Genomic DNA, 15,673 nt, shown 5'->3' with positions numbered 1-15,673 from the left:
GACGAGGGGGAGTCCATGAGTCAGGCACCGCAGGAGCCACCCGGCACGGCAGGCCGCGCCTGCCAGCGCCCCGCCTGCGGCGGCAGCTACGAGGACGTGGGCGGCGGGGAGTTGTACTGCGACACCTGCGGCCTCGCCCCGGTCGTCGCGGCGGGGGGTCCCCTCTCGGGGGCAGGCATGGTGAGTTCACCGCCCACCGGCATCACCGCGGGCGGCAAGGGCGGCTCCCGCGGGTCGGCCGGCAGCGGCAGTTCCCGCTCCAGCGGCCGGAGTTCACGCACGTCGTCCCAGTCGTCGAAGTCCCGCCGCTCGGTGTCGGGGCGCCTGTCGCGGTCCCTGTCGGGGAAGTCGACGGGCCGGTCGGTGTCGGTGCGCAGCTCCGGCTCGACCACCGGTTCCGCCTCGCGGGGGCGGCTGGGCGCCGGGCTGGTGCAGGTGCCGCCGATCCCGCGGCCGGACCCGCGCGAGATGGTCCTGGACAACCCCGAGGTGCCCGAGCGGAAGCGGTTCTGCTCGCGCTCCGACTGCGGCGCCCCCGTGGGCCGGGCGCGCGGCGACCGTCCGGGCCGCACGGAGGGCTTCTGCACCAAGTGCGGCCACCCGTACTCGTTCGTGCCGAAGCTGAAGACCGGCGACGTGGTGCACGGCCAGTACGAGGTGGTCGGCTGTCTGGCGCACGGCGGCCTCGGCTGGATCTACCTCGCCGTCGACCGGGCGGTCTCGGACCGCTGGGTGGTCCTCAAGGGCCTGCTGGACACGGGCGACCAGGACGCGATGGCCGCGGCGATCTCCGAGCGGCGCTTCCTCGCGGAGATCGAGCACGCCAACATCGTGCGGATCTACAACTTCGTGGAGCACCTGGACCAGCGCACGGGCTCGCTCGACGGCTACATCGTCATGGAGTACGTCGGCGGCAAGTCCCTCAAGGAGATCGCCAACGCCCGCCGCACCGCGCAGGGCAGACGGGACCCGCTGCCGGTGGAGCAGGCCTGCGCGTACGGCATCGAGGCGCTGGAGGCGCTCGGACACCTGCACAGCCGGAACCTGCTGTACTGCGACTTCAAGGTCGACAACGCGATCCAGACCGAGGACCAGCTGAAGCTGATCGACATGGGCGCGGTGCGCAGGATGGACGACGAGGAGTCGGCCATCTACGGCACGGTCGGCTACCAGGCCCCGGAGGTGGCCGAGGTGGGCCCGTCGGTGGCCAGCGACCTGTACACGGTGGCCCGCACCCTCGCCGTCATGACGTTCGACTTCCAGGGCTACACGAACGTCTACGCCGACTCCCTGCCCGACCCGGACCACATCGAGGTGTTCCGGCAGTACGAGTCGTTCTACCGGCTGCTGGTCCGTGCCACGGATCCCGACCCGGCCCGGCGGTTCGCCTCCGCGCAGGAGATGACCGAGCAGCTGACGGGTGTGCTGCGCGAGGTCGTCTCCCTCCAGACGGGCCGTGCCCGTCCCGCCATGTCCACGCTGTTCGGGCCGGAACTGCGGGTAACGGACACCGAGTTGTTCCCGACGCTGGACGGCGAGGTGTCCCGCCTGGGGGCCCGGGCGGTGAGAACCAGGCCTCGCTCGGGTGCTGTCGCGGCGCCGCCCGTGCCGCGGTGGCCCGAGGGCCCGCACAGCCTCGTCAAGCCCGTCGACACCCCCGCCGCCGCCTTCGCCCTGCCCGTCCCCCGCGTCGACCCGGGCGACCCCAACGCCGGTTTCCTGGCGGGCCTGATGACCTCGGCGCCCGCCGAGCTGCTCGGCGCCCTGTCGGCCGCTCCGGCCCCGTCGATCGAGACGCGCCTGAGGCAGATCCGGGCCTGGCTGGAGACCGGCGATCCGGCCGCGGCGCTGGAGACGCTGGTCGCCCTGGAGGGCGAGCGGCCCGACGACTGGCGGGTGGTCTGGTACCGGGGCCTGGCCGCGCTGGTCACGGGTGACGACGAGGGCGCCGCACTCGCCTTCGACGCGATCTACGACGCCTTCCCGGGCGAGATCGCGCCCAAGCTGGCGCTGGGCCTGTGCGCGGAGGTGCTGGGCCAGCTGGACAACGCCGCCGAGTACTACCGGCTGGTGTGGTCGACCGACCCGAGCTATGTGAGCGCCGCGTTCGGCCTGGCGCGCGTCCAGCTGGCGACCGGGGACCGGCGCTCCGCGGTGCGGACGCTGGAGTCGGTCCCGGAGTCCTCCATCCACTACACGGCCGCGCGGGTGGCGGCCGTCCGGGCGCGGCTGCGGCAGCGCGCGGCGACCGCCTCCGACGCGTCGTTCCTGGAGGACCTGACGGCCGCCGCGGCGCAGGTGGAGGCGCTGGAGGCGTACGGTCTGGATCCGGCACGCCGGGAGCGGTTGTCGGCCGAAGTCCTCGGTTGCGCCCTGGACTGGGTACTCTCCGGGGGCCAGGGTTCCGCCCCTCCCGCCGCCGGGGGACGGACGCTGCTCGGCAGCGGCCTGGACGAGCGGGGCCTGCGTTTCGGTCTGGAACGCTCGTACCGCATGCTGGCCCGGCTGGCGCGGGGCGGCGAGGAGAGGATCGACCTGGTGGAACGTGCCAATCGTTACCGCCCCCGGACGTGGGTGTAGTTGATGTCGCAGATGCCCCAGCAGGCCGCTCTGTCGAAGTGTCCGAGCTGCGAGGAACCCCTCGAGTCGGGTGACCGTTTCTGCGGCGCGTGCGGATACGACCTGTCCGCCGTGCCGGCACGGCCTCAGGACAACCCGACCATCACCATGAACGGCTCGGTGCCCGCCCAGGGCGCGCCGGCCGGCGCGTACGGCGAGGCCCCCTCGGCGCCGCCCGCCGCCGCTGCCTGGCCCGCGCCCGAGCCGGACGGCGCGGGCGCCCCGGAGGCGGCGCACCTGCCGACGGACCTGCCGGGCACGGACTCCGGCGGTTCCGCGCTGCCGCCGCAGACACCCCCGCCGCCGAGCGCCCCACCGGCCGCGGGCGTGCGTTTCGACCGGCCGTCGCAGCCCGACGGGCCCGCCGCGTCGCCGGAGATCTACCAGACACAGCCCGACGAGTACCTCCTCCAGGCACCGGACCCACGGGTGTCCGCCGAGCCTGCGGCCCAGGCCGCGGGCACCGGCGGCAAGGTCTGCGTCGCCTGCCGGGCCGGCCGCGTGGACGACGACGGCTACTGCGAGAACTGCGGCCACGCCCAGCCGCGCGAACGGGACCACATGGAGCAGGAGTCCGGCCCGGTGGCCGCGGTCAGCGACCGCGGCCTGCGCCACCACCGCAACGAGGACGCGTTCGCCATCGGCACCACCGCCCTGCCCGACGGCTCCCCCGCGTCCGTCGCGATCGTCTGCGACGGCGTCTCCTCGGCGACCCGGCCCGACGACGCCTCCGCGGCGGCCTCGAAGGCGGCGGGCGAGGCGCTGCTGGCGGCCCTGCCGCGCGGCACGCACCCGCAGCAGGCGATGCACGACGCGATCCTCGCCGCCTCACGCGCCGTCAACTCCCTCGCCGCGGAACCCGCCACGGCCCGCGAGCAGGCCCCCCACCAGAACGCGCCCGCCTGCACCATCGTCGGCGCCGTGGTGACCTCGGGCCTGCTGATCGTCGGCTGGGTCGGCGACAGCCGCGCCTACTGGGTCCCGGTCGACCGCAGCGCTCCCCCGGCCCGGCTCACCGAGGACGACTCGTGGGCCGCGCAGATGGTCGCCGCGGGCCTGATGAACGAGGCCGAGGCCTACGCCGACGAGCGCGCCCACGCCATCACCGGCTGGCTCGGTGCGGACGCCTACGAACTGGAACCGCACACCGCCGCGTTCAAGCCGGACCGGCCCGGTGTGGTGGTCGTCTGCACCGACGGCCTGTGGAACTACGCGGAGGGGGCCGAGGACATGGCCCGGGTGGTCCCGCTCGACGCCGCCGCGCATCCGCTGCACAGCGCCCGGGTGCTCCTCGGCCACGCCCTGGACGGCGGGGGCCACGACAACGTAACAGTGGCGCTCGTGCCGTTCCCGGCCCTGCCCCAGGGGGCAGGATCGGCCTGAGGCCACGTACGAGGACGCCTCGGCGGACCGGAGGGGAACGGGTCCGCCCACCGTCATCACCCCGCCGCGGCGGGGGCTTTGGAGGGGGATCGAAGCAGGCATGGCCAATTTCTCGAAATCGAACGTGCCCCAGTTCTCGGTGGACGTCTACCAGAACGAGTACCTGCCGGAGGGCGCCGGCGAGGTCAACGCCATCGTCACGGTGACGGCGACCGGCGGCGGCACCATCGGCAGCGCGTCGACGGCGCCCCACCTCTACTCACCCGGCCAGGGGCCGTCCGCGGCCGTGGCGATCATGGTCGACTGCTCCGGGTCGATGGACTACCCGCCGACCAAGATGCGCAACGCCCGCGACGCCACGGCCGCGGCGATCGACACCCTGCGCGACGGCGTCCACTTCGCCGTCATCGGCGGGACGCACGTGGCGAAGGAGGTCTACCCGGGCGGCGGACGCGTCGCGGTCGCCGACGCCACCACCCGCGAACAGGCCAAGCAGGCGCTGCGCTCGCTGAGCGCGGGCGGCGGCACCGCCATCGGCACGTGGCTGAGACTGGCCGACCGCCTGCTGTCCTCCGTGGACGTCGCGATCCGGCACGGCATCCTGCTCACCGACGGCCGCAACGAGCACGAGTCGCCCACGGACCTGAAGGCCGCGCTCGACGCGTGCGCCGGGCGCTTCACCTGTGACGCACGCGGTGTGGGCACCGACTGGGAAGTGAAAGAAGTCACAGGGATCGCCTCCGCCCTGCTCGGCACCGCCGACATCGTCGCCGACCCGGCAGGACTCGCCGCCGACTTCACGCAGATGATGGAAACGGCGATGGGCAAGGAGGTCGCGGACGTCTCCCTGCGGCTGTGGACGCCGGTCGACACCACCGTGAAGTTCGTCAAGCAGGTCGCGCCCACGGTCGAGGACCTGACCGGCCGGCGCACCGAGGCGGGCCCCCGCGCCGGCGACTACCCCCTCGGTTCCTGGGGAGACGAGTCCCGTGACTACCACGTCTGCGTCCAGGTCCCGGTCGCCCACATCGGGCAGGAGATGCTGGCGGCCCGGCTCTCCCTGGTCGTTCCGCAGCCCGACGGCAGCGTCCGCAACCTCGGCGCGCAGGGCCTGGTGCGGGCCGTGTGGACGGACGACATGGTCGCCTCGACGTCGATCAACCCTCAGGTCGCCCACTACACCGGGCAGGCCGAACTGGCACAAGTGATCCAACAAGGGCTGGATCTACGCAAGTCCGGAGATATGGACGGAGCAACGGCCAAACTGGGCCGGGCCGTTCAGCTCGCGAGTGCCTCCGGGAACGCCGATACTGCGAAACTGCTTGCGAAGGTGGTGGACGTGGTCGATGCCGCGACCGGTACTGTGCGACTGAAGGCGAAGGTCGCGGAGGCTGACGAGATGACGCTCGAAACCCGGTCCACCAAGACTGTTCGTGTCAAGAAGTGATCTAGAAGAGATCGAAGGAGGGACGCGCCGACATGCCGACCTGCCCGAACGGACACCAGTCGGGTTCCGACGACTGGTGCGAGGTCTGCGGTCACCGCATGGCGGGTGCCGTGCCTCCGCCTCCTCCCCCGCCGCCGCCCGGCGGCTACGGCTTCCCGCCCCCCGCAGGCGGCCCGGGTGGCCCGCAGGGCCCCGGCGGCCAGCCCGGCGGGCGCCCGCCGCACCTGTCCGCCGTGCCCAACGCCGAGCCGGAGCTCTGCCCGCAGTGCCGTACGCCGCGTGAGGGCGGCGCGCCGTTCTGCGAGGAGTGCCGGTGGAACTTCCTGACGAACACGGCGACGTCGTACACGCCCGCGGCCCCGCCGCCCGGCCCGGGTGCGCCGTTCCAGCCACCGGGGCGGCAGGGCCCGCCCGGACCGTCGTACGGCGGCGGTGACTCCTACGAGTACCAGGGTTCGCGTCCGTCGCAGGTGAACCGTCCTGCCGAGCCGATCCCGCCGTTCGGCGGCGACTCCTCCGGCCGTCCCGGCCCGGGCGGTCCCGGCGGACCCGGCGGCCCCGGCGGCCCGCAGGGCGGTGGCTACGGCTACCCGCAGCCCGGCGCCGCGCAGACCTCGCCCGGCCCCGGCAGCCCTGGCGGCCCCGGTGGATTCGGCGGGCCCGGTGGACCGGGCGGCCCCGGTGGACCTGGCGGTCCCGGCGGCTTCGGTCCCGACCCGTCGCGACCCGGCCCTCCCGGACCCGGTGGACCCGGTGGCCCTGGCGGCTTCGGTCCCGACCCGTCGCGACCCGGCCCTCCCGGACCCGGCGGCCCCGGCGGCCCCGGTGGCCCTGGCAACCCCGGTGCTCCGCAGGCGTTCCACCAGTCCGGTCCGCCGGCCCCGCCCGGTTTCCCGCAGGAGACCCGGCGGCCCGGGCAGCAGGGCGGTCCGTCCTTCGGTGGCGGTGAGGACGACTGGGTGATCTCCCCGCCGTCGTCCGGTCCTGGCGGCCCCGGTGGTCCTGGCGGCCCCGGCGGCCCCGGCGGCCCCGGTCAGGGTGGCGGCTACGGCTACCCGCAGCCCGGCGGGACCCAGGCCCCGCCCGGCCCCGGTGGCTTCCCGCAGCAGCCGCAGGCGCCCCAGGGACCGGCGACGTGGACCGCGACCATCGGCCCGGACCGCGACTACTTCATGGCGATGATGCAGCGCTCCGGCCCCGAGGCCGCGGGCCTGAACCTGCCCGCGTACTCGCCCGAGCAGCAGCGCCGGCTCACCGGCAACCAGCTCACCATCGGCCGCCGCCGGCACTCCACCGGCGACACCCCCGACATCGACCTGTCGGTGCCGCCGGAGGACCCGGGCGTCTCGCACCAGCACGCGGTGCTGGTCCAGCAGCCGGACGGCAGCTGGGCGGTCGTCGACCAGAACTCCACCAACGGCACGACGGTCAACGGCTCGGACGAACCGATCCAGCCGTTCGTCCCCGTCCCGCTCCAGGACGGCGACCGGGTGCACGTGGGCGCCTGGACGACGATCACCATCCGGCGCGGCTGAGCGGCCTTCACGACGGGAGGGGCCAGGCGTACGGCCCCTCCGGGTCGTCCAGCCAGGCCCACTCCCGCTCGCCCCTGACCGTGACGCCGTAGCGTTCGCGCTGCGGCCTGCCTTCCTGCTCCCACAGCGCGTGCGCGTCCTGCGGATCGAGGCTGCCGCGGGTCAGGGCCAGCAGGAAGCGGAACAGGTCGTCCTGCCGGGCCCGGTGCGGCACCCCGGCCGGCTGGGCCGGCTCGCCGCCGGGCCGTCCGGTGCCGCGCAGCGGGACGAAGTAGGCGGGCGTGTGCAGGAAGCGTCCCTCGGCGTGCCCGGCACCGGACACCGTCAGCACGATCAGACCGGTGGCCAGCGGCACGAGGATCCGGCCGCCCGGGCGGCACTGGGCGATCCAGGCGCGCGGGACCGTGTTCAGGGCGCAGGTGGCGATGATCCGGTCGAACGGCGCGCGCTCCGGCACGCCCCGCGCCCCGTCCCCGGTGACGACGACCGGGTGGTGGCCGGCCGCGGCCAGGTGCCTGCGCGCCGACTCGGTGATCTCCGGGTCGAGGTCGACGGTGGTGACCTTGTCGTCGCCCAGCCGGTGCGCCAGCAGCGCCGCGTTGTAGCCGGTGCCGGCGCCGATCTCCAGGACCGTGTGGCCGTCGGCGACGCCCAGCGCCACCAGCATGTCCGCCATCAGGGACGGCTGGCTGCTGGAGGACAGCAGCTCGCCGTCGCGCAGCCGGGTGGCCAGCGGGGTGTCCTCGTAGGCGCCCCGCAGCCACCGCTCCCGCGCCCCGGGGTCGGGACTCTCACCCCAGCGGCGTTCGTAGCCGCGGGCGGCTCCGACGTAGTAGTACGGCACGAACAGGTGCCGCGGGACCGTCGCGAAGGCCGCCCGCCAGACCGGGTCGGCGGCCCACACGCCGCTCGCCTCGATCCGCCGCACCAGCGCGGCCCGCGCGGCGGTGGCGAGAGCGTCGAGTTCCGAGCCGGATGCGTAGCCGCCCATGTGTCCACAGTAGGGGCAGCGTCCCCGGGTCCTAGGTCTTGAGTCCTATGCCGGGGCGTCTGAGACCATGGAGCGCGTGAATGAGATTCGGCGCGGCACGCTTCAGGAGCAGACCTTCTACGAGCAGGTCGGCGGGGAGGAGACCTTCCGTCGGCTCGTCCACCGTTTCTACGAGGGAGTGGCCGAGGACCCGCTGCTGCGGCCCATGTACCCCGAGGAGGACCTGGGCCCGGCCGAGGACCGCCTGACCCTGTTCCTCATCCAGTACTGGGGCGGCCCCACGACGTACAGCGAGAACCGTGGCCACCCGCGTCTGCGGATGCGGCACGCGCCCTTCGCGGTCGACCGCGCGGCGCACGACGCGTGGCTGAAGCACATGCGGGTCGCCGTCGACGAGCTCGGCCTGTCCGAGGAGCACGAGCGCACGCTGTGGAACTACCTGACGTACGCGGCGGCCTCGATGGTCAACACCGCGGGCTGACGCCTGCGGCGGGTCGCCGGCAGGCGCTGCTCAGCGGACGCTGACGTCCAGCGCCCCGAGCCCGGCCCGCCGTACGGCGACGGACCCGTACGGGGTGCGCAGCCGCAGCCACGCCCCCGACGAGAACAGCCCCAGAGGCACCCCGGGCCGCAGGAACCCCAGGGACTGCGCCGCGTGCACGGCCCGCACGGGCAGCCGGGTGTCCCCGACCGTGCGGGACCAGATGTCCGCGCCGATCCGGTCCAGCTCGGCCCGCGTCCGCCGCTCGGCGGGCAGTTCCTGCGTCCGGGACCGGAACTCGGTGACGACGGCCGCGACCAGGGCCCGCAGCGCGTCCGGCTCCGGCAGGCCCGGCTCGGCCCGCCAGCCCCCGCGGGGCGGCAGCACACCGGCCCACGGCGGCCCCGTCACGGCCTGCGGCACGGTGGCGGTGACGGCCTTGTCGTCCACCGACTCCAGGAACTCACCGGCCGAGACGGTCACGTCCAGCGTGGCCTCCAGCCCCTTCTCGTACGGCTTCGCCAGCCGCACCGCCCGCACGGCGAGCACCTCGAAGGACGGCGGCCGGCCGAAGACGGCGAGCGCGGTGCCGGCGGCCTGAAGGCGCACGGCGGCTCCACGGTCGTAGTGGAGCAGCCGGGAGAGGAAGGCGGCGAGATCCGCCGCCTCCCCCTCGTCGGCGAGGTGGAGGACCGTCATGCCGCGACGGCCCCCTCCTCCGCGTCGTCCATGTACTCACGCAGGAACTCCCGTTCCTCCGCGGTGATCCGGCGCGGGCGCTGTGCCTCGAAGTCGAACGGCACGATGACCGTGGACGCCCGCACGTAGATCTGGTCGCCGTCCTTCACCTCGTAGGTGAGGGTGAAGGACGCGGCCCTTATCTCGGTGACCCACAGCTCGATGTCGACCGGGTGGTGCCGGTGGACGAGCTGCCGCTTGTAGTCGATCTCGTGGCGTGCCACCACCGACCCCTGCTTGAAGTCCTTGTCCGGCCGGAACAGGAAGTCGATACGGGCTTCCTCCAGGTAGCGGAGGAACACCACGTTGTTGACGTGGCCGTACGCGTCCATGTCCGCCCAGCGCAGCGGGCAGCGGTAGATGTGCCGCAAGATCGATCAGCCCCGGGTCAGCTTCTTGTAGGTGGCGCGGTGCGGACGGGCCGCGTCCGCCCCGAGCCGCTCGATCTTGTTCTTCTCGTACGACTCGAAGTTGCCCTCGAACCAGAACCACTTGGAGTCACCCTCGTAGGCGAGGATGTGCGTGGCGACGCGGTCCAGGAACCACCGGTCGTGGGAGACGACCACGGCGCAGCCGGGGAACTCCAGCAGCGCGTTCTCCAGGCTGGAGAGGGTCTCGACGTCGAGGTCGTTGGTCGGCTCGTCGAGGAGCAGCAGGTTGCCGCCCTGCTTGAGGGTGAGCGCGAGGTTCAGCCGGTTGCGCTCACCGCCGGAGAGCACCCCGGCCGGCTTCTGCTGGTCCGGCCCCTTGAACCCGAAGGCGGAGACGTACGCCCGCGACGGCATCTCGACCTGGCCCACGTTGATGTAGTCCAGCTCGTCGGAGACGACGGCCCACAGCGTCTTCTTGGGGTCGATGTTCTCGCGGCTCTGGTCGACGTAGGAGATCTTGACGGTGTCGCCGACCTTGATGGCGCCGGAGTCCGGCTCCTCGATGCCCTGGATCATCTTGAACAGGGTCGTCTTGCCGGCGCCGTTGGGGCCGATGATGCCGACGATGCCGTTGCGCGGCAGCGTGAAGGAGAGGTCGTCGATGAGCAGCTTCTCACCGAAGCCCTTGCTGAGGTTGTTGACCTCGACGACGACGTTGCCCAGGCGCGGCCCCGGCGGGATCTGGATCTCCTCGAAGTCCAGCTTCCGCATCTTGTCGGCCTCGGCCGCCATCTCCTCGTAGCGGGCCAGACGCGCCTTGGACTTGGCCTGCCGCCCCTTGGCGTTGGAGCGAACCCATTCGAGCTCCTCCTTCAGCCTCTTCTGCCGCTTGGCGTCCTTCTGGCCCTCGACCTTGAGGCGGGCGGCCTTGGTCTCCAGGTACTTGGAGTAGTTGCCCTCGTAGGGGTAGAGGCGACCGCGGTCGACCTCGCAGATCCACTGGGCGACGTTGTCCAGGAAGTACCGGTCGTGGGTGACCGCGACGACGGTGCCCGGGTACTTGGCCAGGTGCTGCTCCAGCCAGTTCACCGACTCGGCGTCGAGGTGGTTGGTGGGCTCGTCGAGCAGCAGCAGGTCGGGCTGCTCCAGCAGCAGCTTGCACAGCGCGACGCGGCGGCGCTCACCACCGGACAGGTTGGTGACGGGCCAGTCGCCGGGCGGGCAGCCCAGGGCGTCCATGGCCTGCTCCAGCTGGGCGTCCAGGTCCCACGCGTTGGCGTGGTCGAGGTCCTCCTGGAGCTTGCCCATCTCCTCCATGAGCTCGTCGGTGTAGTCGGTCGCCATCTGCTCGGCGATCTCGTTGAACCGGTCGAGCTTGCCCTTGATCCCGGCGACGCCCTCCTGGACGTTCTCCAGGACGGTCTTGTCCTCGGTCAGCGGGGGCTCCTGGAGCAGGATGCCGACCGTGTAACCGGGCGTGAGGAAGGCGTCACCGTTGGACGGCTGCTCGATGCCGGCCATGATCTTCAGGATCGTCGACTTGCCGGCGCCGTTCGGGCCGACGACGCCGATCTTCGCCCCCGGCAGGAAGCTGGTCGTCACGTCGTCGAGGATCACCTTGTCGCCGTGCGCTTTGCGCGCCTTGCGCATGGTGTAAATGAACTCAGCCAAGAGAAACCGTCCGGCAGCTTGAAACTGGCAGTGGGCAGATACACCCCATCTTGCCGTACCGCTAGCCCTGGGTGGAAACGCGTATGGGTGGGGGGCTGTGACCTGGGGGTTCGCGGTGGGTGGCTAAGGCTCGACTGTCACTGTCGGTCGCCGTTGGCCGGCCTCGGGCACCCTCGCACGGCCCGGGGGCGGCTCAGGGGGTGATCACCTGAGGCCGGCCTGCACCTAGTCAGCCGCCACCGGCGGCTCGGCGACAGTGCGCCCGCGTCGGTCTGCTTGGATACCGCGGATGACGACGAGTGCTCCCGCTCCGCACGCGGACGACGCCGATGCCGACCGCCTGAAGACGCTGCTGGAACGTGCCTCCACGGGCCGGGACAGTCAGGCTTGGAGCGACCTGTGGACGGAGCTCTACCACAACGGAACTCTGGATGCCGCCGACCCGCTGGTGCTGCGCACGCTCGCCGACATGGCGGAGGCCGAGGAGGCCGACGCGGCGGCTTCGGCCCTCCACCTGGCCGGCGCCCTGGTCGTCCAGGCCGACCAGCGCCACGAGACCCGGAATCTGCGGCACCGGTACGCGCCGGAGATCGCCCGCCTGCTGGGCTCCGCGAACCGGTGGCGGCGGCTCACCTCCGGCCGGAACGACTACTGCCACCTGCTCGAGGCGGTCCTGAACCTGGAGGGCGACATCCTCTGGGCGGAGGAGTTGATCTGGGGCGTGGTCAGCGAGGAATACGAGCTCGAGTGCCCCGACCCCGAGGGGTGCACGTCGCTGTGGGTGGTGATCGGAGAGCGAGGCTTTTTCAGCGTGGCGGAGGACTACGCCCTCTCGGACGACGTCGAGACCTTCCCTCTCCACCCGGCCGATCCCCGCGCCCTGGAAGGCCTCGGCCGGCGCCTCCATGACCTTGCTCTGGCCGACGGCCATGAGGACGTCGCGCGCGCCCTGACGTATGCCTTCGGTGAGGCGACGTGCCCGGAGTGTCGGCGGCGCTTCTCCGTCGTCGGACAGGTCGCCGCCGCTTTCGGCTGAGCGGTCGCCTGGGCGGAACAGGGGCCTGGGAGGACCTGGAAAAAGGACGATGCCGATGCGGCAGCACGGTCCTGACAGGTGTCAGGACCGTGCGGTGCGGGGCCCGGCCTAGTGTCGAGTCCGGTCAGCAGGGGGGACGCTCGCGCGGACGGCCGAGTGCTGCCGCGGCGCCACCCCGTTCCCGTACGCCAACGAGGAGCATCATGACAACTGCACGTCGTACGGCGCATTCCCTCGCGATCGCCGCCGCACTGATCGTCGGCAGCACCGCCCTGGCCACCGCGCCGGCTTCCGCGAAGGGAGAAGGCGCAGCCGCTCCGGCCCAGGCTCAGGCCGCCACCTGGGACGGCAACGTCTACCTCTACTACAGCGCCTCCAGCAACAGCTCCTGGAGCAAGTACGGCACCGGGGTCAACGACTTCGCGGGGCACACCTTCGCGGCCGGCGGCGAGGGCCACGGCCAGTACGTGAAGAACAACGTGTACCGCGCCTGGAACAACGACCAGAGCTTCAGGGCCCGCATCTTCTACAACGAGAACCAGAACGCCAGCGGCGACGCTCCCTACGACGACGTCTGGCCCGGAGAGTCCCGCGCGCTGAACACCGGAGTACGGAACAACAACGCGTCGCTCGGCTGGTACTACGCCGGCTGATGCCTGTCCGGGCCCGCCCGCGCACCGGCGGGCGGCCCCGTGCCGTCACCCCGCCTCCGCCTCCGCACGCCGGAAGGGATACGACGACATGTCGGCGCGAAACACACACAGGGCCCGGCGTCTCGGGGCGGCCGCCATCCTGCTCGCCGTCACAGCGGGGTGCGCACAGGGGCGGGCGGCGGAGCCGACACCGGCGGCCGCTCCATCCGGGACGCCGACAGCTTCCGGGCCGCCGCCCGTCACCGCGGTGCCGAAGATGCTGGACGTCACTTCCCTGGTACTGCCCGTCGAGCGCTACCTGTTCACTGATCACCAGGTCGGGCGCCTGTTCCGGGCAAAGGCGGTACTGACCGAGTCGTGCATGCGCCGCTTCGGTCATTCCTGGCCCGCACCCACCGGCCCCATCCCGAAGACGGGCACGCTGAACCCGGCCAACACCGCGCACCGGTACGGCATCACGGACGCGGCCAAGGCAGCGCGCTACGGCTACCACCCGGTGCCCGGCTCGATGCCGCCGCAGGTCAAGGACAAGCCCACGAGGGCCCAACCGGACGCGGAGGCGGCACTCGTGCTGCGCGGGGTCAAACAGGACGGCACACCGGCGCGCACTGACTCACGCGGTCGTCGGCTCCCGGCGGGCGGTTGCCAGGGCGAGGCCACGAAGGCGCTGTCGGGGGACCCGCAGAAGCTGGGGAACCGGGAGCTCGTCAGCGCGATCAACATCGGCAGTTACCGTGACTCACAACGCGATCCCCGTGTGGTGGCGGTCTTCCGCGCCTGGTCACAGTGCATGAAACGGCAGAACTACACCTACGCCGACCCGACCCGAGCCCCCGGCAAGGACCCCGAGTTCAGCGGTCCGACGGCCGGCCGGGCCGAGCTCGCGCTGGCGAGCACGGACGTGGCCTGCAAACGGAAGACCAACGTCGTCGGCGTCTGGTCGTCGGTCGACGCGGCGTACCAGCGGCGGGCGATGGCGGAGAAACAGCGGGTGCTCGCCGCGGTCAAGAAGGACATGCGTACTCAACTGGCCAACACCGACCGGGTACTGGCCGGGCGACGCTGACCGGGCAGGTCGAGGAGAGCCCGCGCGGGCTGCACTGGAAGACCCGCCCCCTGGTCCCGTGGGCACAAGGCCGGTCGTTCATCTGGATCGACGACGAGATCAGTGCGACGGACCGTTCGTCCGGGGTCACTCCCCCGCCGCCGCCTCCTTGCGCCGCAGCACGATCAGCGTCGTCCCGCCGATCACGACCAGGCCGATGGCGATTCCCGCGATCAGCGGCGTGATGCCGGAGCTGCCCGTTTCGGCGAGGTTGGTGTCGGTGGCCGTGCCGCCCACGGTCATCGGGCTCGGTTCGCTGAGGGTCTGGGTGGTGGTGCCGGTGTCACTGCCGCGGGTCGCGCAGTCCAGCGTGCCGGTGAAGCGCTTCTCGAAGCCGCCGGGTCCGTGGATCGTGAAGTCGTAGGCCTGGTCCTCCTGGAGGGGGACCGTCACCGTGCGGGACTCGCCCGCGGCGATAGTGTGCTCCAGACCGGCCAGTTCGAAGGTGAACGGCTCGTCGCCCTTGTTGGAGGCGATGATGTCGACCCCGCCCTCGGCGCAGTTCTTCGCCGCCGTCAGCGCCGGGACCGGCCCGTGCTTCGCCCACGTGGCCCCGGCCGTCGCGGACACCGTCGACTCGCTGGAGCCGGCCAGGATCTGCGTCTGGCTGCGGCTCTCGGAGGTGAAGGCCCGGCCGACCGGAACGGTGGTCGAGGCCTGCACGGTCAGCTCCGCCGAGCCCGCCGCCGCGTCCTCGGGCACGTCGAAGAACACCTGCCCACCGTCGGACGTGGTGGTGACGGCCTTGCCCTGCTTGTCGACGATCCGCACCCCGCTCGTCGCGGCGTCCGCGGGCGGGGTCACCGTCGCACTGCCGGCGTTGGTGCGCACCGTCACCGGCCCGAGCCGCTCACCCGGCCGGCCGGACACCGCGGGCGGCTCGAGGGTGAGCGAGGCCCGGGGCTCGGGCAGACTGCGGGCGCTCTTCTCCAGGTAGTCGGCGAGCTGCTCGGCCTGCGGGTCGAGGGCGTCGACGGAGGCGTCGTCCGAGTAGCGCCAGATCGCCACCTGTGTGCCGGCCGCCGCGTCCTGCTCGGTCAGCGCACCGCGCACACCCGCCTTCCGCGCCAGCGCGGCGAGGTCGTTCACCTGCGGGTAGGAGTTCTGCAGGATCCAACGGATCCTGCCGGCGTCCTTGTTGGCGCCCAGGGATGTGCCGCTCCAGGGCGTCTCGCGGTACTTGGCGTCCCGCTGGGTGGGGTTGTGCAGGTCGACGCAGTACGTCTGCAGCATGCCGCCGTCGTCGACGGACATCTCGAACAGGCCCGCCGAGATCTGCTGATCGCCGGTGCCGGCGTGTATCACGGCGGCGCCGTACGTCTTCAGGCCGTCTATCGTCGCGGCCGCGCCACCCTGGCTCTGCGTCGTCTCGTCAGCGGCCGCCCGGCCGGCACCGGCAAGCCCGCCCGCGGCGACAAGCCCGGACACCACCGTCGCGGTGGCGAGGCGGGTTGCCCCTCGCCTGCGTACGAACAGCTCAGAGAACGAAGCAAACACAAATTCCCCTTCGAGCAGGACCCGTTGTCGTGGGGGGACGGTCCCACCAGCAGAATCAGAGGACTCGCGAGGCACAGCAGCCTCGAGAGCCATGTCCGGCATCCTAGGGACGCGCGGGACGCCGCCCGCCGGTCAGACGGTCGGAC

13 protein-coding genes are annotated in these 15,673 nt (G+C 72.4%); 8 read left to right on the top strand and 5 right to left on the bottom strand.

Features of this window, described 5'->3' with window-relative positions; genetic code table 11:
• The first annotated feature begins 15 nt into the window (after window positions 1–15).
• The 4 genes from AC0665_RS06515 (at window position 16) to AC0665_RS06500 (ending at window position 6,984) form a co-directional block, all read left to right on the top strand.
• Complete coding sequence (locus AC0665_RS06515) at window positions 16–2,580, top strand: serine/threonine-protein kinase (protein ID WP_478704544.1); 2,565 nt, start codon at window positions 16–18, stop codon at window positions 2,578–2,580.
• A 3-nt stretch (window positions 2,581–2,583) separates the two neighbouring features.
• Window positions 2,584–4,002, top strand: a complete 1,419-nt coding sequence (locus AC0665_RS06510; RefSeq protein WP_478704543.1) for a PP2C family protein-serine/threonine phosphatase — start codon at window positions 2,584–2,586, stop codon at window positions 4,000–4,002.
• A 100-nt stretch (window positions 4,003–4,102) separates the two neighbouring features.
• A complete protein-coding gene (locus AC0665_RS06505) occupies window positions 4,103–5,449 on the top strand; it encodes a vWA domain-containing protein (protein ID WP_468409179.1) in 1,347 nt (448 codons plus the stop codon).
• 32 nt (window positions 5,450–5,481) lie between these two features.
• Entirely contained in the window at window positions 5,482–6,984 is a 1,503-nt protein-coding gene (locus AC0665_RS06500) for an FHA domain-containing protein (protein WP_478704542.1), read from the top strand.
• Between the two features lie 7 nt (window positions 6,985–6,991).
• Here the strand turns inward: AC0665_RS06500 and AC0665_RS06495 are convergent, their stop codons facing one another.
• On the bottom strand, window positions 6,992–7,975 hold the full coding sequence (locus AC0665_RS06495) for a methyltransferase domain-containing protein (RefSeq protein ID WP_478704541.1): 984 nt from the start codon (window positions 7,973–7,975) through the stop codon (window positions 6,992–6,994).
• 67 nt (window positions 7,976–8,042) lie between these two features.
• Between AC0665_RS06495 and AC0665_RS06490 the strand changes: the two genes are divergently transcribed.
• Window positions 8,043–8,456 carry a globin gene (locus tag AC0665_RS06490; RefSeq protein ID WP_363118873.1) on the top strand — a complete coding sequence of 138 codons (414 nt, stop codon included), beginning with the start codon at window positions 8,043–8,045 and terminating at the stop codon, window positions 8,454–8,456.
• Window positions 8,457–8,486: 30 nt separating this feature from the next.
• On the opposite strand, the gene AC0665_RS06485 is transcribed toward AC0665_RS06490, so the two are convergent.
• Genes AC0665_RS06485 through ettA form a run of 3 tightly spaced genes read right to left on the bottom strand, consistent with a single transcriptional unit; the run spans window position 8,487 to window position 11,236 of the window.
• Window positions 8,487–9,155, bottom strand: coding sequence for a DUF8185 domain-containing protein (locus tag AC0665_RS06485; protein ID WP_478704540.1), 669 nt, complete (start codon window positions 9,153–9,155; stop codon window positions 8,487–8,489).
• On the bottom strand, window positions 9,152–9,565 hold the full coding sequence (locus AC0665_RS06480; protein ID WP_363118875.1) for an acyl-CoA thioesterase: 414 nt from the start codon (window positions 9,563–9,565) through the stop codon (window positions 9,152–9,154). Before AC0665_RS06480 ends, AC0665_RS06485 begins: the two co-directional genes overlap by 4 nt.
• 6 nt (window positions 9,566–9,571) lie before the next feature.
• Window positions 9,572–11,236 (bottom strand): energy-dependent translational throttle protein EttA, encoded by a 1,665-nt coding sequence (gene ettA / locus AC0665_RS06475; RefSeq protein ID WP_468409186.1) that lies wholly within the window; start codon window positions 11,234–11,236, stop codon window positions 9,572–9,574.
• 289 nt (window positions 11,237–11,525) lie between these two features.
• Here ettA and AC0665_RS06470 point away from each other — a divergent pair, with 289 nt between their 5' ends.
• The 3 genes from AC0665_RS06470 (at window position 11,526) to AC0665_RS06460 (ending at window position 13,991) form a co-directional block, all read left to right on the top strand.
• Window positions 11,526–12,272 carry a hypothetical protein gene (locus AC0665_RS06470; protein ID WP_478704539.1) on the top strand — a complete coding sequence of 249 codons (747 nt, stop codon included), beginning with the start codon at window positions 11,526–11,528 and terminating at the stop codon, window positions 12,270–12,272.
• Between the two features lie 203 nt (window positions 12,273–12,475).
• Window positions 12,476–12,925, top strand: a complete 450-nt coding sequence (locus AC0665_RS06465) for a hypothetical protein (protein WP_366052127.1) — start codon at window positions 12,476–12,478, stop codon at window positions 12,923–12,925.
• A gap of 256 nt (window positions 12,926–13,181) precedes the next feature.
• Window positions 13,182–13,991 carry a hypothetical protein gene (locus AC0665_RS06460; protein ID WP_478704538.1) on the top strand — a complete coding sequence of 270 codons (810 nt, stop codon included), beginning with the start codon at window positions 13,182–13,184 and terminating at the stop codon, window positions 13,989–13,991.
• A gap of 126 nt (window positions 13,992–14,117) precedes the next feature.
• Here the strand turns inward: AC0665_RS06460 and AC0665_RS06455 are convergent, their stop codons facing one another.
• Window positions 14,118–15,527, bottom strand: a complete 1,410-nt coding sequence (locus AC0665_RS06455) for a Cys-Gln thioester bond-forming surface protein (protein ID WP_478704537.1) — start codon at window positions 15,525–15,527, stop codon at window positions 14,118–14,120.
• Window positions 15,528–15,673: the final 146 nt, after the last annotated feature.

It is taken from the genome of Streptomyces sp. NPDC043685 (assembly GCF_056436585.1).
The sequence above is the reverse complement of the archived record's forward strand: the minus strand, read 5'-3'. Positions and strand labels throughout refer to the sequence as shown.